The sequence below is a fragment of the Streptococcus sp. 2021WUSS109 genome (genome assembly GCF_044427305.1).
GTDB classification, from domain to species: Bacteria; Bacillota; Bacilli; order Lactobacillales; family Streptococcaceae; genus Streptococcus; species Streptococcus suis.
The window spans coordinates 1-18076 of sequence record NZ_JAOTGF010000012.1; the positions used below are offsets into that span (position 1 = coordinate 1).

The window sequence follows — 18076 nt, forward strand, 5'->3', positions numbered from 1 at the left end:
AAACATTTATCCATCATCCGACCCAATCGAACGTTCCAAAGAAAGATAAAAAGCAAGGTACCTGTAAGCTTCACTTATAGAGTAACATAATAGTTGAAAAATAGGGTTAAAAAACCTCCTTTTTGTGCGCCCTAAAATAAAAACTATTCCCGTTTTGTCATGAACTGCTCAGACGGGAATAGTTTCTTTAGCTACTTAAATGCTTAACTTAATGACATTGCGGACGTTAGTCTGCGTTTTTTTAGCGATGATTGGCTGTAATTTCAAATTTGTAATACTTCCAGTGTTTGTAAGTTTCAGTATATTCCATCACTTCACCGCTAGTACTGTTAGTAGTTGTTTTGTTTTGTAGTACAGCTGGTTCAGTCGCTTTTAATTTCAAATGAGTGGCAACCTCTTTTGGACATGGGCTGACAATTTCATTCGTTTCTACAAATGGTTCCTCGGACATGTGGATATTGTAGTCCAGTTTGAAGCGTTGATAGATTGATTGATAGTGCTCGAGTGGAGCATCTGGATTCTGGATATATCGTTGAGGGATGTATGAATTGTGGAAGATGTATGGAGTGTCTTCTGCTGCGCGGACGCGTACAATTTTATAATAAAACTCATTCTTGTCAAGATTTAGTTTTTCAAGGATATCGGGTTTATTGCTTTTTTCGCACGAGAGAACAGTAACCTTATCCTTATCCATAGGAAAAATCTCAATATCAGAAAATTCTACAAGACGTCCTTTGCGTGAACGGGATACAAAGGTTCCTTTACCTTGTTGACGAACGAGGTAGCCGTCTTTAACTAGTTCGTTTACTGCACGAATAACGGTAATAGAGCTAACGTTAAATAGTTTTGTTAATTCAGATTCTGTGTAAAATTTGTCGCCATTTTCAAATTTGCCAGAAACAATCTGTTGGCGTAAGTCGTTTTGTATAAGTTGGTACTTCGGTACTTTCATACTTATTTCCTTCCTTTCCACAGCTTATTATACTAAATTAGTTGATGAAAATCAAAAAATATAGCTAAAATACCCACAAAAATATACTTTTTCACTTTATAAAGGTGATAAAAAATGGTAAAAAATTTTTCAAAAAGTACTGGACATAACCACAAAGAAGTGTTAGTATATTAATAGAAAGGTAAGCGGTTGCATCGGAGGAAGAAATGAAAGAATTTTATATTGGAGACCAATTTTATTTGGACGGTGAACCCTTTAAGATTTTATCAGGAGCGATTCATTATTTTCGTGTCCATCCTGATGATTGGTACCATTCTTTGTATAACTTAAAGGCCCTTGGTTTTAATACGGTTGAAACCTATGTCCCTTGGAATATGCATGAACCTCGAAAGGGTGAGTTTTGTTACGAGGGTATATTGGATATAGAGCGATTTTTGAAATTGGCTCAAGAATTAGGGCTTTATGCAATTGTACGTCCTTCCCCTTATATTTGTGCGGAGTGGGAATGGGGTGGCCTCCCTGCTTGGTTGATGAAGGAAGAGCTTAGAGTACGTTCGAGTGATTCGGTGTACTTGCAGCACTTAGATGAATATTACGCTTCTCTTATTCCTAAATTGGCCAAGCTCCAACTCGCACAGGGTGGGAATGTACTTATGTTCCAAGTGGAAAATGAGTATGGCTCTTATGGTGAGGAGAAGGAGTATCTAAGATCGGTGGCTGGCTTGATGCGTAAACATGGTCTAACTGCTCCCTTGTTTACCTCGGACGGTTCTTGGCGAGCAACATTACGTGCAGGAACACTGATAGAGGACGATGTATTTGTAACAGGAAACTTTGGTTCTAAAGCTAGAGAGAATTTTGCAAATATGACGGCATTCTTTAATGAACATCAGAAGAATTGGCCACTCATGTGTATGGAATTTTGGGATGGTTGGTTCAATCGTTGGGGTGATGAAATTATTCGTAGAGAGCCGGAGGAAATGGTTGATTCGGTTATGGAATGTATCGAATTGGGCTCCTTGAATCTGTACATGTTCCATGGTGGAACAAATTTTGGTTTCATGAATGGTTGCTCTGCTCGTGGTCAAATTGATTTGCCTCAGGTAACTTCTTATGATTATGATGCTATATTGGATGAAGCTGGAAATCCTACTAAGAAGTTTTATCTTTTGCAACAACGTTTGAAAGAAGTCTATCCTGAATTAGAGTATGCAGAACCGCTTGTAAAAGAGGCAAAAGCTTTTTCAGATGTGTCGCTTCATGATAAGGTGAGTTTATTTGCTACTCTAGAAAATGTAAGCGGTTGCGTGAAAGGGTTTTATCCTAAGAATATGGAAGAACTTGATCAGTCAACAGGTTATATTTTATATAGAACAGAGCTGGAGCGGGATAAGACAGAAGCGGAACGTTTCCGAGTGGTTGATGCGCGTGACCGTATCCAAATTTATGCAGATGGAAAACTCGTTGCAACTCAGTATCAGACTGAGATTGGTGACGATGTTGAATTGGATTTTAAAGATGACAAGCTAAAATTAGATATTTTGGTAGAAAATATGGGACGTGTCAATTATGGGCACAAACTAACGGCTCCTACCCAGTCTAAAGGGCTTGGTCGAGGTGCGATGGCTGATTTACATTTTATTGGTCATTGGGAAACCTATCCTTTGCATCTTGAGTCAGTTGAGGACTTGGATTTTAGTAAGGGCTGGGAGGAAGGTCAAGCTGCTTTCTATCGTTATCAGTTTGAACTGGATGAACTTGCGGATACTTACTTAGACATGACAGGTTTTGGTAAGGGAGTTGTTTTCGTTAATAATGTAAATATTGGACGTTTTTGGGAAAAAGGACCAATTCTCTATCTCTATATTCCAAAAGGATACTTAAAGAAAGGAGCGAATGAAATAATTGTTTTCGAGACAGAAGGAAAATATAGAGAGAAGATTCATTTTTCACAAAGCCCCGTTATAAAAGACTTGTAGAAATTTTAATCGGTTTCTGCCTAAAAGATTTATGAAGAAAAGGAGAACACTGTATGGCAATTATTGCTACGCGTATTGATGGTCGTTTGATCCACGGTCAGGTTGCTAACTTATGGACGACGAAATTGAACATCGGTCGTATCATGGTTATCGATGATGCTGTTGCTCAAAATGACATTGAAAAACAAGGACTGAAATTAGCATGTCCTCCAGGCGTAAAATTATCGATTTTACCGATCGAAAAGGCTGCTAATAATATTAAGGAGGGCAAGTATGATAGTCAACGTCTCTTGATTGTTGCTCGTCGTCCAGAAAACTTCCTTCGCTTGGTAGAGTACGGGGTTGAGCTCCCTGAGTTGAACGTAGGGAATATGTCTCAAACTCCGGAAACTCGTTCTGTAACTCGTTCTATTAACGTTGTAGATAAGGATATTGCAGATTTTGATGCCTTGGCGGCTAAGGGTGTAAAATTATTTGCACAAATGGTACCTGGCGATTCACCAAAAGACTTTATGCCATTATTGGATAAGGTTAGATAACATTCGGATATTTTTGAAAAATTTAAAGGAGGATCACTATTATGCAATGGTGGCAAATATTACTTCTCACGCTCTACTCTGCTTACCAGATTTGTGACGAGCTGACAATTGTATCGTCAGCAGGTTCACCAGTCTTTGCAGGGTTTATCACTGGTTTAATCATGGGGAACATGGAAGTTGGCTTGCTAATTGGTGCAAGTTTGCAGCTAGTTGTCTTGGGAGTTGGTACTTTCGGTGGTGCGTCACGTATTGATGCAACATCTGGTGCGGTTCTTGCGACAGCTTTCTCAATTTCACAAGGTTTAGATCCAGAAATTGCTATTTCCACTATTGGCGTACCAGTTGCAGGATTGTTGGTTTATACAGATATTTTAGGTCGTTTCACCACTACTTTCTTTGCCCATCGTGTAGATGCAGCAATTGAACGTTTTGACTATGCTGGTATTGAACGCAACTACCTTCTTGGTGCAATTCCTTGGGCACTTTCTCGTGCACTTCCAGTTTTTCTTGCCCTTGCTTTTGGTGGTGGTCTTGTAGAAACTCTTGTCACTACGATTGAGTTGCCTGAATACAAATGGATTGCAGCAGGCTTAACTCTTGCAGCTCGTATGCTTCCAGGTCTTGGATTTGCAATCTTACTTCACTATCTTCCACTTAAACGCAACCTTCACTACTTGGCATTCGGTTTCGCTCTTACAGCTATGTTGACTGTTCTTTACGGTAACGTATCAGCTTTGGGTGGTGCAGTTGCTGGTATCGTTGGCACTCTTCCTGAAGATGCAGGTGTAAGCTTTGTCAATAACTTCAAAGGTTTGTCAATGATTGGTATCGCTATTGTGGGTGCATTCCTTTCAGTGCTTCACTTCAAAAATAGCCAAAAAGTAACTGTGGTTGCTCCATCAAATTCAGAAAGTGGGGAAATTGAAGATGACGAAATCTAATTACAAACTAACAAAAGAAGATTTTAATCAAATCAACAAACGTAGCTTGTTCACTTTCCAACTTGGTTGGAACTATGAGCGGATGCAGGCATCTGGCTACCTCTACATGATTTTGCCACAATTGCGTAAAATGTACGGAGATGGTACTCCTGAGTTGAAGGAAATGATGAAATTGCATACTCAGTTCTTCAATACTTCACCATTCTTCCATACCATCATTACAGGTATTGACTTGGCACTTGAAGAAAGTGATGGCGTCGCTTCTAAAGATGCGGTTAACGGTGTTAAGACAGGTTTGATGGGACCATTTGCCCCAATTGGTGACTCAATATTTGGTTCTCTTGTTCCAGCGATTATGGGGACTGTGGCTGCTACTATGGGTAAAGAGGGATCTCCAGTTGGTATCTTCCTTTGGGTAGCAGTAGCCATTGCCTATGATATTTTCCGTTGGAAACAGTTGGAAGTTGCCTACAAAGAAGGTACTAAGTTGATTACAACCATGCGCGATCGCTTGACAGCTCTCGTTGATGCAGCATCTGTAATGGGTGTCTTCATGATGGGAGCCCTGATTGCAACTATGATTAACTTTGAAGTAACTTGGGCTCCAGCTATTGGAGAAAAAGTGATTGATATTCAAGACATTCTGAATACCATCTTCCCACGTCTAGTACCTGCAATCTTTACAGGATTTGTCTTCTGGCTTCTTGGTCGTCGTGGCATGACTTCGACTAAAGCTATCTTGATTATTATTGTGCTTGCACTTGGCTTGTCAGCAATCGGTCACTTCCTATTTGGTATGGTATAATGGTTAGAAGTTTAGTATTAGTAAGTCATGGTATCTTCTGCGAGGAGTTGAAAAAATCTACTGAAATGATTATGGGTCCTCAAGAGGACATCTACACAGTAGCTTTATTACCAGAAGAAGGTCCAGAAGACTTCCAGAAAAAATTTGAAGAAACAATTGCTAATCTAGATGACTTTGTTGTCTTCGCAGACTTGTTGGGCGGTACACCAGCCAACATCGTATCACGAAAATTGATTGAAGGTGGGCAGTTTGACCTCTATGCAGGTATGAATATGCCAATGGTTATCGGATTCTTGAACGGCGTCCTGCTTGGCGAAGCCGTAGACTATGTCGAATTTGGTACAAGCAACCTTGTCCACGTCAATAGCCTATTAACAAGTGATGAGGATGACGATGAGTGAGACAGTCAGGGAAGTTGAAATGAAAGAGTGACCAAAGACAGCTTGAGCCTAGAGATAAGAGAGTGAGGCTAACTCAGCCGATTGTTACAGACGGATTTGATTTTCGTTAATTATAAAAGGTTCTATAGTTGATAGGCTTTAAGTATCCTGAGGCTGGGCAGAAAGTCCAGCCTCGCTTCTCAGAGTTCGAGTCAACATCTCAGCGCAGTGGTTGATTGGCAGATTTGTTCGTGTTTCCCACTCCCAATCTGACCATTACGACTGTTGCGAACAAAGTTCGCTTTATCTCCAACCTCAAACTGTCTCCCAGACAGTTTGAGCTGTGCGGGGATGGGAGTGAAACAGTCTGGGGATAGACTGTTTCAGCTCAACAACTAGAAATAAAGACTTGTTGACGAACTCTTTTTAGACTGGTCGAGTTCTTTCCCACTCCCATTTGGCTTGTGAGGAAAAGAAATGATTGAAGTAAAAACATTTGGTGAAAAAGCAAAACTGTATTGTTTGGAAAACAAGAATGGGATGCAGGTAACCTTGACGGATTTTGGTGCCAGAGTGGTAGAAGTGCTTCTGCCAGTAGAAGAGAATGGCGGTTTACGAAATGTCAGTTTGGCGGCTAAGTCGGATGAAGATTACAGCAAGACAGATTTGTATCCTGGTTCAACAATTATCCCAGTAGCGGGGCGTATTTCAGGAGCCCAAGCTGAGATAAAGGGAACAAGCTACCATTTCACAGAAAATGAACCTGGTAGGACTCTACACGGTGGGGTTGACACGGCAAATGAGCAGTACTGGGACGTTGAGCTAGACCATGAGAGAAATCAAGTGACCTTTGGTATGGTCCTAAAAGATGGTTTTAATGGCTTTCCTGGTGATGTGAGGGTCAAGGCTATTTATTGTTTGACGGATAAAAATGAATTGACCGTTGACTACCAGGCTGTATCGGATAAGGATACGATTTTTAATCCGACCAACCATATCTATTTCAACTTGACTGGTGATTTTCAACGGTCAGTTGCCGAGCACCGTATTAAAATTGCTGCGAATCACTATGCTCCGCTTGGGGAGGATAACCTGCCAACGGGTGTCTTAGAAGATGTGACAGGGACGCCGTTTGATTTTAGAGATTTTGCGCCTTTTGCTCAGGGATTTGATAGCCAACACCCACAGAATGTGTTGGTGAAGGGCTACGACCATCCGTGGCTTTTGGAGGATGTGGATAGGCCAGTTGAAGTGGTCAGTCCAGATGGGAAAATTGGACTCAGTGTCAAAACCAACCAGCCTGCGGTCGTTATTTATACATATAATTTTCCTATTGAAGCTTTGGCCTGTTACCACGGTGTCTTTAGTTTAGAGTGTCAGGCCTTGCCGAATGCGTGCAATGTCGATGGATTTGGTTCGATTTTGTTAGAACAAGGAGAAGATTTTTTGTCTAAAACGACCTATCGTTTTACTTGGTAAAAAAATGGGGACTCTAACTGTGTTACAGTTAGGGTTTTCTTGTGTTTTCTAGAAAATATGGTATAATAAACCGGTGTGTTTCAATCGAAGCAGGCGAAAGAGGAAAATAATGACAAAAGAACAAGAATTTTTAAAAGAATTTGAAGCTTGGGTCAACACTCAGGTCATGGTAAACGAAATGGCGGTTGAAGAAAGTCGTCGTGTCTTGGAAGAAGACAAAGATGAGCGTGCAGCGGATGCTTATATTCGTTATGAGAGCAAGCTGGATGCCTATCGATTCATTCAAGGGAAATTTGCCAACTACCATGCTGGCAAAGGTTTTCATGATTTACCAGATGAGTTGTTTGGTCAGAGGCATTATTAATCAGACAGGAGAGAGATGAAAAATGGCAAAGAAAAAAGTAAATCGAAAAAAACAATTGAAAAAGCAATTAGCAGACTTGAAACGTGCAGGTCGTGTAGGTCTTGAAAGAGCAGCAGAGGTAGTAGAGACAGTTGCTCACAAGGCTGAGGCTGTAGTAGAGCATGCTGTGGAACAAGTGAAAGAAGTTGTAGCAGAGGTGACTTCTTCAGCGACTTCATTGGAAGACTTCTTGGCACTTCCTGAGTTGGAAGGCATTGCGGCAGCACGTTTGGAAACCTTCTACGAAGCAGGTATTCAATCTGTGGCTGATTTTGCAAACCATACAGAAAAAGAGCTCTTGGCTCTTAAAGGCATCGGTCCTGCAACTATCAAGCAATTGAAAGAAAAAGGGATTGACTTGAAAGCCTAAATCCCTTGCTTTTCAAGGTGCAATTTGTTACAATAAAACCATTCAGAGGTGTTTTGAACCCCATTTGTCACAGGAAGCGGTGGTACTGAGAAATCCGCACAAATGTCAAAACTGGTTGCTGATGATGTGAATCGAATAAGCAAAGTGCAGATAGTTTATCTGAACAAGGGTGGTACCGCGGAATAACTTCGTCCCTGTCTAGCAAGTCTAGGCAGGGATTTTCATTTGGAAAGGAGAAGATATGCTACATCATGTTGAAATATATGTTTCAGACTTGGCAACCTCACGTGCATTTTACGATTTTCTTCTGACCAAGCTGGGCTACTCGCTCTATCAGGAGTGGGATAAAGGGCTGTCTTATAAAAAAGCAGAGCAGTACTTGGTCTTTGTCCAAACGCCACAGGACTTCCTAGAGGCAGGTTATCACCGCTGTCGCACTGGTCTCAATCATCTAGCTTTTCATGTGGGTACACCTGATGAGATTGACCAATGGCGGAAGGAATTTTTGACCAGACGAGTCAAACTGCTCTACGACGACCGTTATCCCCACGCAGGAGGGCCAAATCACTATGCCCTCTATTTGGAAGACCCAGATGGGATTAAGATAGAGTTGGTGGGGGAGGAAAGATGAATCTAATTATTATTGGAGCACAAGCTTCTGGCAAGATGACCATTGGGCAGGAAGTTGAGAAGTTAACTGATTTGGTTTTGTTTCATAATCATGAATCAATCGATTTCGTAACAAAATTTTTTCCAATGTCTGACGAAGCGAGAGAACTTATTAATGATATTCGTATGAAGTTTTTTGAAACCTCTGCGAAAACTGATTTGGGTTTGATTTTTACAGTTGTTATTGACTTTAATGATCCAGCAGATATTTCTTTTTTAGAGAATATTCAAGAGATTTATCACAGTAGGAATCAAGCTGTTTTGTTTATTGAATTGGAAACAGAGCTGCAAGAACGTTTAAGAAGAAATGTGACCGAAAATCGTTTGCAACATAAACCTTGGAAAAGAAATATTGAGTGGTCTGAAAAAGATATTCTAGATACTATGAAGTTTGCAAAGTTTAATCCAGAATTTGCTCCTAAGCAACTTGACCATTATCATAAAATTAATAATACCCACCTTACTGCTAATGAAGTTGCTCAACTGATTATCCAAAAAATGGAGGAGCTTGAGCAAGAACAAACGAAATAGCCAGCCCGAAGGACTGACTATTTCTAGGAGATTATATGAAAAAGAATTGGGCTATTTCTAGCTTGAAGATAGTATAAACCAATTTTCTTAAAGAATACTGAAGGAGAAAAATTAATGTCAAAAGAATTATCACCAAAATACAATCCAGCCGAGGTTGAGGCTGGTCGTTACCAGACTTGGTTGGACCAAGATGTCTTTAAGCCGTCAGGCGATGCGGAGGCCAAGCCTTATTCCATCGTCATTCCGCCGCCAAACGTAACTGGTAAGTTGCACTTAGGACACGCTTGGGATACAACCCTTCAAGATATCATCATCCGCCAGAAACGCATGCAGGGCTTTGATACCCTCTGGCTTCCAGGTATGGACCATGCGGGGATTGCCACTCAGGCTAAGGTGGAGGAACGCTTGCGGGAGCAAGGTGTCACACGCTATGATCTTGGTCGTGAAAAATTCCTCGACAAAGTCTGGGAATGGAAGGATGAATATGCTACAACCATCAAGGAGCAATGGGGTAAACTAGGTTTATCTGTGGATTATTCACGTGAACGTTTCACACTTGATGAAGGCTTGTCAAAAGCTGTTCGCAAGGTCTTTGTAGAACTCTACAAAAAAGGCTGGATCTACCGTGGCGAATTTATCATCAACTGGGACCCTACGGCTCGCACAGCTCTTTCTGATATCGAAGTTATCCACAAGGACGTAGAAGGTGCTTTCTACCACATGAATTACATGTTGGAAGATGGTTCTCGTGCCCTTCAAGTTGCGACAACTCGTCCTGAAACCATGTTCGGTGACGTTGCGGTGGCGGTTAACCCAGAAGACCCACGTTACAAGGACTTGATTGGCAAAAACGTTATCCTGCCAATTGTTAACAAGTTAATTCCAATCGTTGCGGATGAACACGCAGACCCAGAATTTGGTACGGGGGTTGTGAAAATCACACCTGCCCACGATCCAAATGACTTCCTCGTAGGTCAACGCCACAATCTGCCACAAGTCAATGTTATGAACGACGACGGTACCATGAACGAGTTGGCAGGCGAATTTGCAGGTATGGACCGTTTTGAAGCTCGTAAGGCAACGGTTGCTAAGTTGCAAGAACTAGGTGCCCTTGTGGAAATCGAAAACCGTGTTCATTCAGTTGGTCACTCAGAGCGTACAGGTGTGGTAGTCGAGCCACGCTTGTCAACTCAATGGTTTGTCAAAATGGACCAACTGGCTAAGAATGCCATTGCCAACCAAGACACAGCTGATAAGGTAGAATTTTACCCACCACGTTTCAACGATACCTTCCTACAATGGATGGAAAATGTACACGATTGGGTTATCTCGCGTCAGCTTTGGTGGGGTCATCAGATTCCAGCATGGTATAACGAATCTGGCGAAATGTACGTCGGAGAAGAGGCTCCAGTAGGTGACGGTTGGGTACAGGATGAGGATGTCCTAGATACCTGGTTCAGCTCTGCCCTTTGGCCATTTTCAACCATGGGCTGGCCTGACGAAAACGCGGAGGACTTCCAGCGTTACTTCCCAACCTCAACCTTGGTAACGGGCTACGATATCATCTTTTTCTGGGTTTCACGGATGATTTTCCAATCGCTTGAGTTCACAGGCCGTCAGCCATTTAAGAACGTGCTGATTCATGGTTTGATTCGTGACGAAGAAGGTCGCAAGATGTCCAAGTCGCTCGGAAACGGGATCGACCCAATGGACGTCATCGAGAAATACGGTGCAGATGCTTTGCGTTGGTTCCTGTCAAACGGCTCTGCCCCTGGTCAAGATGTTCGCTTCTCTTATGAGAAGATGGACGCGTCTTGGAACTTCATCAATAAGATTTGGAACATTTCTCGCTACATCCTCATGAACAATGAAGGTTTGACCTTGGATGCGGCGCGTGACAATGTCGCCAAAGTTGTAGCTGGTGAGGCTGGCAACGTGACGGACCGCTGGATTCTCCACAACCTTAACGAAACCATTGCCAAAGTCACTGAAAACTTCGACAAGTTCGAGTTTGGTGTGGCTGGTCACATCCTCTACAACTTCATCTGGGAAGAGTTCGCCAACTGGTATGTCGAGCTGACCAAGGAAGTGCTTTACAGCGACAATGAGGCCGAGAAAGTCATGACCCGCTCTGTCCTTCTCTACACGTTGGACCAAATCCTTCGTCTCCTCCACCCAATCATGCCGTTTGTGACGGAAGAGATCTTCGCTCAGTACGCAGAGGGCTCTATCGTGGTGGCAGCTTACCCTGTTGTCAACCCAGCCTTTGAAAATGCGGAAGCCCACAAGGGAGTAGAAAGCCTTAAGGATCTGATTCGTTCGGTGCGAAATAGCAGAGCAGAAGTGAACGTTGCCCCTTCTAAGCCGATTACCATTTTGATTAAGACGGCAGATAGCGAGCTTGAAACCTTCTTCAAAGCCAACGAAAACTACATCCGCCGCTTTACCAACCCAGAGCATCTGGAAATCAGCTCAAGTATCGTTGCACCAGAACTAGCCATGTCAGCCGTTATCACCGGTGCTGAAATCTTCTTGCCACTAGCCGACCTCCTCAACGTAGAAGAAGAGTTGGCTCGTCTGGACAAAGAGCTTGCCAAATGGCAAAAAGAACTAGACATGGTCGGAAAAAAACTCAGCAACGAACGTTTCATCGCCAACGCCAAACCAGAAGTCGTTGAAAAAGAAAAAGAAAAACAAGCCGACTACCAAGCTAAGTATGATGCGACAGTAGCGCGGATTGAAGAGATGAAGAAACTGGTGGGGTAAGGTTTTAATAATTATGAAAACGCTAGCAAATGCTAACGTTTTTTGGTATAATGAAGAAAAATATGGAGGTATTTTATGGAACTAACTTTTAAAAAATTCGAAATTAGAGGATTACATGGTTATAAAGATATTAGTTTAAATTTTAGCAATAAGACGAATATTTTTGTAGGTGAGAATGGTTTAGGTAAAACGACCATTTTAAACATGTTATATTACTTACTCAATGGTAATTACAAAGAATTAGGCAAATATAATTTTAATACTATCGTACTAAAAATGGGAGAAGGTGATGAAATTGCATTTTCGAAAGATGATCTTTTAGATTATATTGATTCTCCACTAACCGATGAGATTGTTAGGAAATATCTTTCAGATAAGAGAAAAGTTTTCGATATTGAAAGAGTTGTTAAAATGAGGAAAAATAGAGAAAAGAGCGGAAGAGGAATCCAGGAGTGGGTTAATGACATAGATGATTCCATTCAAAATAGAGTAAAAGATGCTAAAAAATTTGAAAGCCTTGATTTAAATGAATTGTATAATTTGAATAGAGAACATAATTTTAGGATTCCTAAAAATTTTTTCATTTATACGCTAGCTTATATATATGATGAGACGCATATTCACCATAATGAAAACATGAATGTTAATAATCCATTTGCTGCTCTCTCGAGAAAATTAAATGAAATTAGACGAGAGAATAAAATTCTTTATTTTCCGACTTATCGTCGTATTGAAGAGAGTTTGTTTGAAAAAGAAGATTTAGATAATCTTCCTTTTAGGGAAGAAATAAAAGCAAATCTTATTAACTTTGGTATGGATGATGTTACAAGTCAAATCAAGGAAATTTTATATGGCATAAAAACAGTAACTAGTCGAAATTATGAACAAATGACAACTGGATTACTTAATCAGTATATTGAGGAGACAGGATTTTCGTTTTCATTTTTAGAAACTGTAAAGCCTGAAACATTAAGAATTGCTTTGAAACGTTTGGGAAATAAAGTAAGTGAAGAAACAATTAATAAAATAATAAAAAAAATTGAGAAAAAAGAATTTTCTATAGACAAAGACAAGTATTTAATGAATTTACTTAATAAAATTATTGAAAATTATTTAGAACTTAGTAAAACAGATGAAAAAATAAATTCTTTTGTAGAGGTTGTAAATAAGTACTTAGTCAATAAACAATATATATATGATCAATCTTCTCTAGATCTTGATATATATGATAAAAACGGAAGAAAAATAGAATTGAGTCAGTTGTCATCTGGTGAGAAACAAATTGTATCAATTTTTTCTAAGATAATTCTTGAAGATAAAGAAAAAATAATTGCATTATTTGACGAACCAGAACTATCATTATCAATTGAGTGGCAAAAAGACTTTTTGGTTGACCTATCCAAATCAGAAAATTTAAACTTCTTGATGGCAGTAACACACTCACCGTTTATTTTTGAAAATTTATTTGAAAATGCATGCGAAATTGGAGTGAAAATGGATGATAATGTATCGTATGCAGATGAGGAATTTAATAATGACTGATAGAGTTGAAGGTATGCGAAATAGCAGTAAAAATGCAAGTACTGTCTGGCTAAACTATATACAAAGTAAGAATATAAAACCGTGTGCCTATTATTTTTTCTTCGAAGGTTATGATAGGGTTTACTATCTAAATAAATTTAAGGAGTTATATTCAAAGATAAAGGGTGATAAGCCAGAAATCCAACATTTTGATTGTGGAGGAAAGGCTGAAGTTAATAAACTTTATCACAAATTGGAAAAAGACAATGAGAGACTTGAAAAAATGATGTTTATTGTTGATAAAGACTATGAAGATAGACAACAAATAAATGAACATTTTTTCCAAACTGAATACTATTCGTTGGAAAATTATTATACTTCAAAAGAAGTAGTTGCTGAAATTATAGAAGAAGAGTTTGGTTTTAATAGTGGCAGTGAAGCATTTGAAGAGATTATAAGCAATTATACAGTATCTCATGAAAAATTTATTGAAAAATTAACCGATTATAATATTTTTGCGCTTACTTGTAAAAAGAATGAAATTGATTTAGATTTGGATGTTTTATCAATATCTGCTTGTCTTCAGATGAAATCTGATTTCTCAATAAAATTTATCAATTCAGGAATTGATGGGAAAGAAATACATGATTTGGATTTTGATTATTTAATGGAAAGATATAGTAAGAACTTAGAAAAATTAAAAAAGGATAATGATGATAAGAAAATGGAAGAGCTGACTGGCAAATTATCTAATTTAAATAAAAATATACCTAATATAAAGAGGCATTTCGATAAAAACAAATTAAAATATTGTAGCCAGATTGAATACTATTTTAGAGGTAAGGAAGATTTTAAATTTTTAATTCTATTTTTAAAATCAGTTCAAAAAGCATATGGTAAAGGTGCTATCAATTTTAATTCTAGTAAATCAGATTACGAAATGTTGAGTAGCCTATCTAAATATGCTATTCTGACCCAAGACTTAGCAAAATTTTTTTCATGTAAGATTTCTGCATAATATTTTGATGATAAGATTTTGTGGTATAATAAGGCTAGAAATTCAAACAGGAGGAGTCTATGCAACCAACTTACAACATTGATAATCCTAATCTTTCCTACGAAGCCAAGCAAGAACTCTGGGGAACGGGTTTTGGTCTTCAAAAAGTGGATGGGTTGACTCCGTCTGTTTATATGGAAGAGTTAGCTGATAGGCAAGCTCGTGGAGAGTACACCTATGAGCAGGTGTACGAGGAAATTACGAAATACCACGAGTCAACTGATGACAGTACGCAAGAGGCGGATATTGTCTCTCTCCGAATTGTTGAAATGCTTTCTCAAAACGGTTTTAGCCTCCGACCAACCACTCTCTTACATATCCACAAAGAACTCTTTCAGGATATTTTTGACAGCAGTATTCCAGTAGGTGAGTATCGAACGGTTAACATTACAAAAAATGAGCCAGTTTTAAAGGGGGACACTGTGATTTATTCAGATTTTCCCTTGATTGTCGCAACTTTGGACTACGATTTCCAGCAAGAAAGGAATTTTTCTTATGTTGAATTAGATAAAAAAGCCATTGTTGCCCATATCCAATCCTTTATTTCAGGTATCTGGCAAATCCACCCATTCCGTGAAGGGAATACTCGAACAATCACCGTATTTCTCATCAAATATCTTCGCTCACTTGGTTTCGACATTGACAACGAGCCTTTTCAAAAATACGCCAAATATTTCCGTGATGCCCTTGTGCTTGACAATGCTAAGTTAGTCAATAAACGCTCAGACTTTTTAACTGCCTTCTTTGAAAATCTCCTCTTGGATGGTCAGAATGATTTATCGAGCGAGAGGATGTATGAGGAGTTGGGGATTGTTGAATATCAATAAAGACAGGATAGTTTTCAAGTCGGAAATAGACCAGTGAATACTTGGGCTTTTGACTTTTCGTTGATAAGCTCGTTAGGCAATTTGGAGAAATCTATGTCCTATTATTATGAAAAATCAACGGGTAAGGTTGCGAAGTATCTTGCTCGTTTTCCCTATTATGCTACCGATAAGATTCTGAATTTAATGCAATTTCAAGATAGCAATCAGCAATTTCTGATTAGTGATAAGCATTTACACGATTACTTTGAGGAACAAAAACATCAACTAAGTACCGATGAAAAACTCTCCATTCTGCTCAATCTTTTTAAGGGGCGTTTGGATGTCTATGCGAAGTCCTATATTGATGAAAATGGGAAAATCAACTATTTTCCTTCTTACAATTATGGCTGGAAAAGTCTTCCTGCGGAAAAGAGAACCTGTCAACCTTTGACTAAACAGGTGTTATTGGCTCACCTACGTGGCGAAATAAGTATTGGTATTTTTCCAATGAGTTTAGAAGATACTTGTTCTTTTTTGGTGATTGATTTTGATAAAAAGAATTGGAGAGAAGAGGTCTCCATTCTACGAGATACAGCAGAAAAGTATGGTTTTGAGGTGCATATTGAAATCTCTCGTTCGGGCAATGGTGCTCACCTCTGGTTTTTCTTCGAGGAAGAAATTGCTTGTCAGCAGGCAAGAAATGTTGGGAAACGATTGCTGGAATTGGCCATGCAGGAGTCAAAAGATATTCGTTTTTCTTCATTTGACCGTATGTTTCCAAATCAAGATATTCTGCCCAAGGGAGGATTTGGCAATCTTATCGCCCTGCCCTTACAAGGGGACGCTTTCAAGAAGGGAAGAACTGTTTTTGTTGATAAATATTTTCAGCCCTTTTCTGAACAATGGACCTATCTTCAACAGGTTCAAAAGATTGGACAGAAGAAAATACTAGACTTCTTAGGGCAGGAGTTTTCAGATTCTGTAGATGATACAGTATTAGATTGTAGCCTATCAAATCTTATTCGAGTTGAGAAGAGGACTATTTCTTCAAAAACAAATTACTTATTGAGAAAGTTGGCATCCTTTTCCAATCCTGAATTTTATCTAAAACAAGCGTCTAGACAGCCAACTTATCAGACTCCAGAACGCATCTATTTATTTGAAGAAACGGATGAAGCATTGCATCTTCCAAGAGGAATACTTGCAAGCTTACAAGAAATATTTGAAACAGTAACTGTTAGGGACAATCGCAACAGTTTATCTCCGATTCAGATTTCTTTCAAAGGGATGTTACGTTTTGAGCAGGAGCTTGCTTTGGCAGATTTATTAGCTAGTGAGAATGGCCTGCTATGTGCCGAAACAGGTTTTGGGAAGACTGTTCTGGGGGCAGCCTTGATTGCACAAAGGAAATGCCGAACGCTTATCTTAGTTCATAATCGTCAACTGATGGAGCAGTGGTTGGAAAGGTTGGATGAATTTTTAGAGATTGAAGAGGAAGAGGCGGTTCGCTATACTCCTTCAGGGCGTGTAAAAGTAATAGGGCATATTGGGCAATATGGGGCTTCTAAAAGATGGAGGAGCAAACTGGTGGATGTGGTTATGATTCAATCTCTCTTCCAATTGGACACTATTTCTGACTTTTTGTCGGATTACGATATGATGATTGTGGATGAATGCCACCATGTGACAGCATTGCAGTTTGAAAAAGTAGTTGCTCAATTTGCTGGTCAATATCTATATGGTTTAACAGCAACGCCAGAGCGTAAAAATGGACATCAACCGATTGTCTTTCAACGTATTGGCCCAATTTTACATACTGCTCAATCTGAACAATATGAGTTTGAAAAGAGATTGCTACTCCGTTTAACATCTTTTGGAAAGTTAGATTTGGAGCAGTCAAGGAGCACAAACTTTTCTGTACTTAATGATTGGCTTGCCAAAGATTTACATCGCAATACATTGATTGTGCAAGATATTTTCAAACTATATCAAGAAAAGCGAAACATCCTTGTCTTGGTCAATCGACGAGAACATATAGAACTATTGGAAAAGCTACTTATCGAAAAAGAAATGACCAATATTTTTTGTCTGAGTGGAGCGAGTAAAAGAAGAGATACGAAAGAACTCCTGAAAAGAATCAGTGAGCTAGATAAGAATAGTCCCTTTATCCTCATTTCAACTGGAAGATATATTGGCGAGGGTTTTGATATGCCAAAGTTGGATACATTAATTTTGGCCGCTCCTTTGTCTTGGAAAAATAATCTCATACAGTATGCAGGACGGCTTCACCGTCCCTATCAAGGCAAAACTGAGGTGAGAATAGTTGACTATCTTGATATACACGTTCCCTACCTTGAAAGAATGTACCAGAAACGTCAGATAGCTTATCGAAAAATGGCTTATCAGGTTGGAGAGAAAGAACAAACCCAAGTACTATTTAGTGGTAGGAATTACGAGGAGAAATTTAGAGAGGACTTGCGGAACACACGTTCAACAGTCCATTTACAATTGCATTCATTCACTTCTAGTAGGATTCAGGAATTATTTGGACTGCTCCTAGGAAAACAAGTGGTTATTCATGCCTCCAAAAACCATAAGTTAAGCGAGTGGTTAACGGGGGTAAACAGTAACAATGTAAAGGTGAAGCTTGTACCAGAAAGGATTGGTACGACCGCAGTTATCTTAGATAGTAATCTCGTTTGGTATGGCAATTTGTCCCCCTTTACATATCAGTCGGATGACCAAGCTAGTTTGCTAAGGTTGGAAAGTCAAGCTATCGCTGAGGAGTTGCTTGAAAAATTTGAAGATTTAAATTTAAACATTAGATAATAAACAAAATCCCGAAAATTTTGTTCGGAATTTTCTTTAGAAAATATAT

Annotated in this window: 16 protein-coding genes; 15 read left to right on the top strand and 1 reads right to left on the bottom strand. The window is 39.4% G+C overall.

Annotated features, from left to right (window positions below):
• Positions 1-241 precede the first annotated feature (241 nt).
• Positions 242-952 (bottom strand): GntR family transcriptional regulator, encoded by a 711-nt coding sequence (locus ODU37_RS06065; RefSeq protein ID WP_029172587.1) that lies wholly within the window; start codon positions 950-952, stop codon positions 242-244.
• A gap of 206 nt (positions 953-1158) precedes the next feature.
• On the opposite strand from ODU37_RS06065, the gene ODU37_RS06070 reads away from it, so the two are divergent.
• From ODU37_RS06070 to ODU37_RS06140, 15 genes are all read left to right on the top strand, one after another.
• Positions 1159-2931, top strand: coding sequence for a beta-galactosidase family protein (locus ODU37_RS06070; protein ID WP_249562218.1), 1773 nt, complete (start codon positions 1159-1161; stop codon positions 2929-2931).
• Positions 2932-2984: 53 nt separating this feature from the next.
• Entirely contained in the window at positions 2985-3470 is a 486-nt protein-coding gene (locus ODU37_RS06075; RefSeq protein WP_004194095.1) for a PTS sugar transporter subunit IIB, read from the top strand.
• 38 nt (positions 3471-3508) lie between these two features.
• Entirely contained in the window at positions 3509-4411 is a 903-nt protein-coding gene (locus ODU37_RS06080) for a PTS mannose/fructose/sorbose/N-acetylgalactosamine transporter subunit IIC (protein WP_024399825.1), read from the top strand.
• Complete coding sequence (locus ODU37_RS06085) at positions 4398-5216, top strand: PTS system mannose/fructose/sorbose family transporter subunit IID (protein WP_004194091.1); 819 nt, start codon at positions 4398-4400, stop codon at positions 5214-5216. Before ODU37_RS06080 ends, ODU37_RS06085 begins: the two co-directional genes overlap by 14 nt.
• Positions 5216-5617: a PTS sugar transporter subunit IIA gene (locus tag ODU37_RS06090; protein WP_044754828.1), complete on the top strand. Its 402-nt coding sequence runs from the start codon at positions 5216-5218 to the stop codon at positions 5615-5617. Before ODU37_RS06085 ends, ODU37_RS06090 begins: the two co-directional genes overlap by 1 nt.
• 456 nt (positions 5618-6073) lie before the next feature.
• A complete protein-coding gene (locus tag ODU37_RS06095; RefSeq protein ID WP_105106266.1) occupies positions 6074-7075 on the top strand; it encodes an aldose epimerase family protein in 1002 nt (333 codons plus the stop codon).
• A 109-nt stretch (positions 7076-7184) separates the two neighbouring features.
• Complete coding sequence (locus tag ODU37_RS06100; protein WP_002943432.1) at positions 7185-7439, top strand: DUF1912 family protein; 255 nt, start codon at positions 7185-7187, stop codon at positions 7437-7439.
• A gap of 22 nt (positions 7440-7461) precedes the next feature.
• Complete coding sequence (locus ODU37_RS06105; protein ID WP_013730198.1) at positions 7462-7848, top strand: helix-hairpin-helix domain-containing protein; 387 nt, start codon at positions 7462-7464, stop codon at positions 7846-7848.
• A gap of 241 nt (positions 7849-8089) precedes the next feature.
• Positions 8090-8479, top strand: coding sequence for a VOC family protein (locus ODU37_RS06110; protein WP_105106265.1), 390 nt, complete (start codon positions 8090-8092; stop codon positions 8477-8479).
• A complete protein-coding gene (locus ODU37_RS06115) occupies positions 8476-9048 on the top strand; it encodes a shikimate kinase (RefSeq protein ID WP_105159122.1) in 573 nt (190 codons plus the stop codon). The genes ODU37_RS06110 and ODU37_RS06115 overlap by 4 nt, the downstream gene beginning before the upstream one ends.
• 114 nt (positions 9049-9162) lie before the next feature.
• Positions 9163-11814 (top strand): valine--tRNA ligase, encoded by a 2652-nt coding sequence (locus ODU37_RS06120; RefSeq protein WP_249562217.1) that lies wholly within the window; start codon positions 9163-9165, stop codon positions 11812-11814.
• Positions 11815-11889: 75 nt separating this feature from the next.
• Positions 11890-13356, top strand: coding sequence for an AAA family ATPase (locus ODU37_RS06125; protein ID WP_105159124.1), 1467 nt, complete (start codon positions 11890-11892; stop codon positions 13354-13356).
• Positions 13349-14353, top strand: coding sequence for a DUF4435 domain-containing protein (locus tag ODU37_RS06130; RefSeq protein WP_161499141.1), 1005 nt, complete (start codon positions 13349-13351; stop codon positions 14351-14353). Before ODU37_RS06125 ends, ODU37_RS06130 begins: the two co-directional genes overlap by 8 nt.
• Positions 14354-14412: 59 nt before the next feature.
• On the top strand, positions 14413-15219 hold the full coding sequence (locus tag ODU37_RS06135) for a Fic family protein (protein WP_105159126.1): 807 nt from the start codon (positions 14413-14415) through the stop codon (positions 15217-15219).
• A 93-nt stretch (positions 15220-15312) separates the two neighbouring features.
• Positions 15313-18027, top strand: coding sequence for a TOTE conflict system archaeo-eukaryotic primase domain-containing protein (locus tag ODU37_RS06140; protein WP_249562216.1), 2715 nt, complete (start codon positions 15313-15315; stop codon positions 18025-18027).
• Positions 18028-18076 lie beyond the last annotated feature (49 nt).

Excerpts from the sequence above, each read along its gene's own strand:
- ODU37_RS06065 (WP_029172587.1), bottom strand. The coding sequence starts at position 952 with ATGAAAGTACCGAAGTACCAACTTATACAAAACGACTTACGCCAACAG.
- ODU37_RS06070 (WP_249562218.1), top strand. The coding sequence starts at position 1,159 with ATGAAAGAATTTTATATTGGAGACCAATTTTATTTGGACGGTGAACCC.
- ODU37_RS06075 (WP_004194095.1), top strand. The coding sequence starts at position 2,985 with ATGGCAATTATTGCTACGCGTATTGATGGTCGTTTGATCCACGGTCAG.
- ODU37_RS06085 (WP_004194091.1), top strand. The coding sequence starts at position 4,398 with ATGACGAAATCTAATTACAAACTAACAAAAGAAGATTTTAATCAAATC.
- ODU37_RS06090 (WP_044754828.1), top strand. The coding sequence starts at position 5,216 with ATGGTTAGAAGTTTAGTATTAGTAAGTCATGGTATCTTCTGCGAGGAG.
- ODU37_RS06095 (WP_105106266.1), top strand. The coding sequence starts at position 6,074 with ATGATTGAAGTAAAAACATTTGGTGAAAAAGCAAAACTGTATTGTTTG.
- ODU37_RS06100 (WP_002943432.1), top strand. The coding sequence starts at position 7,185 with ATGACAAAAGAACAAGAATTTTTAAAAGAATTTGAAGCTTGGGTCAAC.
- ODU37_RS06105 (WP_013730198.1), top strand. The coding sequence starts at position 7,462 with ATGGCAAAGAAAAAAGTAAATCGAAAAAAACAATTGAAAAAGCAATTA.
- ODU37_RS06110 (WP_105106265.1), top strand. The coding sequence starts at position 8,090 with ATGCTACATCATGTTGAAATATATGTTTCAGACTTGGCAACCTCACGT.
- ODU37_RS06115 (WP_105159122.1), top strand. The coding sequence starts at position 8,476 with ATGAATCTAATTATTATTGGAGCACAAGCTTCTGGCAAGATGACCATT.
- ODU37_RS06120 (WP_249562217.1), top strand. The coding sequence starts at position 9,163 with ATGTCAAAAGAATTATCACCAAAATACAATCCAGCCGAGGTTGAGGCT.
- ODU37_RS06125 (WP_105159124.1), top strand. The coding sequence starts at position 11,890 with ATGGAACTAACTTTTAAAAAATTCGAAATTAGAGGATTACATGGTTAT.
- ODU37_RS06130 (WP_161499141.1), top strand. The coding sequence starts at position 13,349 with ATGACTGATAGAGTTGAAGGTATGCGAAATAGCAGTAAAAATGCAAGT.
- ODU37_RS06135 (WP_105159126.1), top strand. The coding sequence starts at position 14,413 with ATGCAACCAACTTACAACATTGATAATCCTAATCTTTCCTACGAAGCC.
- ODU37_RS06140 (WP_249562216.1), top strand. The coding sequence starts at position 15,313 with ATGTCCTATTATTATGAAAAATCAACGGGTAAGGTTGCGAAGTATCTT.